Annotated in this window: 4 protein-coding genes; all 4 read left to right on the forward strand. The window is 67.0% G+C overall.

Annotation, left to right across the window (positions count from 1 at the left end; all coding sequences use genetic code 11):
- On the forward strand, positions 1-737 hold a 737-nt coding region (locus EN949_RS33505), incomplete at its 5' end, for a molybdopterin cofactor-binding domain-containing protein (protein WP_164782629.1).
- 232 nt (positions 738-969) lie between these two features.
- Complete coding sequence (locus tag EN949_RS33510) at positions 970-1,449, forward strand: (2Fe-2S)-binding protein (RefSeq protein WP_013530702.1); 480 nt, start codon at positions 970-972, stop codon at positions 1,447-1,449.
- On the forward strand, positions 1,446-2,429 hold the full coding sequence (locus EN949_RS33515) for a xanthine dehydrogenase family protein subunit M (protein WP_063168587.1): 984 nt from the start codon (positions 1,446-1,448) through the stop codon (positions 2,427-2,429). Before EN949_RS33510 ends, EN949_RS33515 begins: the two co-directional genes overlap by 4 nt.
- A partial coding sequence (locus EN949_RS33520; RefSeq protein ID WP_164782630.1) for a xanthine dehydrogenase family protein molybdopterin-binding subunit occupies positions 2,426-3,966 on the forward strand: 1,541 nt, incomplete at its 3' end. The genes EN949_RS33515 and EN949_RS33520, both read left to right, overlap by 4 nt.

The following is a 3,966-nucleotide window of genomic DNA, read 5'->3' on the forward strand; positions in this document are numbered from 1 at the left end:
CCGATCTGCCCAATGCAGGCATTGCCGGCGGCTCCGGCCACACGGCGACGGCCGGCATGGCGATCCACAATGCGGGCGCCGCCGTCATCGCCAGGCTCGCCGATCTCGCCACCGGCGACGAGGGCTCGCCGCTCTACGGCGCCGGCAATGAAGGCGTGCTGGCGCGCGGCGGCCGCCTCTATCGGCGCGACGATGAAAGCCGCGGTGAAAGCTACGCCGAAATCCTCACGCGCGCGGGCCTCACCGAGATCGAGGGCCACGGCAAGGGCGCTCCCGACCCGGCGTCTCAGGAGGCCTATGCCAAGCACGCGCATGGCGCCGTGTTTGCCGAGGTGAAGGTCGATCCGGATTTTGGCCAGATCCGTGTCACAAGGCTGGTCGGCGCGTTCGCCGCCGGACGGGTCATCAATCCCAGGCTGGTGCGCAGCCAGTATTATGGCGGCATGATCTGGGGCGTCTCGTTCGCGCTGCATGAGGAAGCCATCACCGACCGGCGCTCTGGCCGGATCCAGAATGCCAACCTCGCCGAATATCATGTCCCGGTGAATGCCGACGTTCCATCGGTCGAGGCGTTGCTGGTCCACGAGGACGACCCTCACGTCAACGCGCTCGGCATCAAGGGCGTCGGCGAAATCGGCATCACCGGCACGGCCGGCGCCGTCGCCAATGCGGTCTGGCATGCGACCGGCGTGCGGCCGCGGCGCTTTCCGGTCCGCATCGAGGACCTGCTGGGGTGAGGAGTGGTCCACCTAGCGGATGGGAAGCCAATTGCTTGGCTTCCCGAACGACGAATGGTGAAGGCCCGGTCCGCCTTCGGGCGCACCAAAAAGTCCAGTGGACCTTTTTAAGGGGCTGAACGCCCGAAGGCGGGGAGCGGCAGCGAAGGGCCGCACAGCCGGCGCCAGGTCCCCGCCGGCTGCCAAAGATGAAATCAACGACTTCGCGTCAAGCAACTGGAGCCCGACGCCCATGACCAAAACAACGATCCCAGTTCATCTCGACATCAACGGCCGTGATCACGATCTGCAACTCGAGCCGCGCGTCACGCTGCTCGATGCCTTGCGCGATCGCCTCGGCCTGACCGGAACCAAGAAGGGCTGCGACCACGGCCAGTGCGGCGCCTGCACCGTGCATATCGACGGCGAGCGCGTGCTGGCCTGCCTGACGCTGGCCGCACAAGTCGAGGGCCGCACCGTCACCACCATAGAGGGGCTTGCACGGGAGGGCGAAATGCATCCCGTGCAGGCTGCCTTCCTCGAACAGGACGCCTTCCAGTGCGGCTATTGTACGCCGGGCCAGATCATGTCGGCGGTCGCCTGCATCCGCGAAGGCCATGCCGGCTCCGACGAAGAAATCCGCGAGTATATGGCCGGCAACCTCTGCCGCTGCGGCGCCTATCCGCACATCGTCGCCGCTGTCCGCCAGGCAGCATTGGAGGCCGCATCATGAGGGATTTTTCGTATGTGCGCGCCAATTCGCTCGATGCGGCACGCCAGGCGGCCGCCCTGCCCGGCGCCATGCTCTTGGCCGGCGGCACCACGCTGATCGACCTCGCCAAATGCGGCGTCGCCGAGCCCGAGACGCTGGTCGACATCACCCATCTCAAGGGGTTGGGCAGGATCGAGGTGAACGAGCGCGGCGTCACCATCGGCGCACTGGCCAGGATGAGCCATGTCGCCGACCATGCCGACATCAAGAGTAGCTTCCCCGCCATTTCCGAAGCCCTGTGGCAGGCGGCTTCCGCGCAGATCCGCAACATGGCGACCATCGGCGGCAATCTGATGCAGCGCACGCGCTGCCCTTATTTCCGCGATCCCGCGAATTTCCCAGCCTGCAACAAGCGTGAGCCCGGCTCTGGCTGTTCGGCGATCGGCGGCGTTACCCGTGGCCATGCGGTGCTTGGCATCAGCGACGCGTGCATCGCCATGTATCCGGGCGACCTCGCCGTGGCGCTGGTCGCCTTCGATGCGATCGTGCATCTGGGCGAGCGCCACATCCCGGTCGACGACTTTTTCCTGCTGCCCGGCACCACGCCGGATCGGGAACACGCGATCGAACCGGGCGAGATGATCACCGCGATCGAGATCCCCGGCTCGGCCCCTGCCCGGCGTTCGACTTATCTCAAGATCCGCGACCGGCAATCCTATGAGTTTGCCGCCGCGAGCGCGGCGGTCGGCATTGAGTTCGAACCTGACGGCCGAACGATCCGCGATTTGCGCGTCGCGCTTGGCGGCGTCGCGACCAAGCCGTGGCGTGCGCGGGCCGTGGAAAACGCGCTGAAGGGCAAGGTGCTGGAGCCGGACACTGTGCGCGCCGCCAGCCTGCTCGCCGTCGAAGGCTCTGTCGACCATGGCGCCAACCACTACAAGGTCGAACTGGCGCCGCGCGTCGTCGCCCGCGCCATCCGCAAATTGGGAGAGACGGCATGACCGTTCACAACATCAGGCATGGGGATGCGTCCGACGGCGCTTTTGCCGAAGCCGTCGGCGGCCGGCTGTCGCGCATCGACGGCCCGGCCAAGATCACCGGTGCGGCGAAATACGCCGTCGAGCAGCAGCTCGAAGGCCTCGCCTACGCCGTCCTGGTCGAGAGCACGATTGCATCGGGCAAGGTGCGCGCGATCGACACCACTGCCGCCGAGGTGGCGCCCGGCGTGCTGCAGGTGCTGACGCCGGACACCATCATCAGCCTGAGGACCGCGGCGGACTGGTTCGGCACGCCGCCGCCCGACAAGCCGTATTGCCCGCTCGCGCGCGACATCACCTTTTCGGGTCAGCATGTCGCCGCCGTGGTCGCCGAGACCTTCGAGCGGGCGGTCGCGGCGGCGGCACTGGTCAAGGTCAGCTATGAGGAAACGCCTGCCATCGTCGACCTCAGCGACGCCAAAGCCGGCGATGGCATCGCGATCGATGCCATGACCAAGGAATGGGGCGACGCGCAAGGTGCGTTCGCCTCGGCGCCGGTCCGCATCTGCGCCGCCTACAACACGCCGCGCGAGTACCAGGCGCCGATGGAGCCGCATGGCCTGATCGCCCGCTGGGAGGGCGACCACCTCACCGTGTGGGAGCCGAGCCAATGGCTGGACGGCATGGCGCGCACCTATGCCGAATGGTTCGGTGTGCCGTTCGAGAACGTGCGGCTGGTGTCGCCCTATATTGGCGGCGGCTTCGGCTCCAAGGCGCTGGCGCTCAGCCATGGCGCGGTGGCCGCCTGTGCGGCCAAAATGCTCGGCCGGCCGGTGCGGCTGGTGATGACCCGGCCGCAGACTTTTACCGGCTATGGCGGCCGCGCGGCGACGCGCCAGACGGTGACGATCGGCGCCGACGTGCAGGGAAAGATCCAGTCGATCGTGCATCGCGGCGTCAATGAAACATCCATCGACGGCATGTGGGTCGAGCCGCTCGGATCGGTCACCTCGATCATGTACACAACGCCGAATTTCTCCTCGAAGCAGAATGTCGTACGGGTCAATTCGGTGGTGCCGGGCGCCATGCGCGCGCCGGGCGAAAACCCCTCAGCCTTCGGCATCGAAAGCGCCATCGACGAGCTTGCCTACGAGGTCGGCATCGATCCGCTGGAGATCCGGCTCCGAAACTATGCCGAGCAGGATCCACATGCCAAAAAAGCCTGGTCGACCAGGCAGTTGCGCGAGGCTTTTGCTGCAGGCGCCGAACGCTTCGGCTGGTCCAGGCGCACACCCGAACCGCGCTCGATGCGCGACGGCAACCAGTTGATCGGCTGGGGCGTCGCCGCCGGCACCTATCCGGTGCGACGCGCCTATGGCGAGGCGCTCGTGCGCATCCTGGCCGATGGTTCGGTCGAGGTCGAAAGCTCCTCGATCGACATGGGCCAGGGCACCTACACCATCCTGGCGCAGACCGCCGCCGAAACGCTCGGCGTGCGAGCTGACGACGTGGTGGTGAAGCTCGGTGACTCCCGCTTTCCGCGCGCCGGCGTCACCGGCGG

Source organism: Mesorhizobium sp. M7A.F.Ca.US.007.01.2.1 (assembly GCF_003998165.1).
In the GTDB taxonomy this organism is placed as follows: Bacteria; Pseudomonadota; Alphaproteobacteria; order Rhizobiales; family Rhizobiaceae; genus Mesorhizobium; species Mesorhizobium ciceri.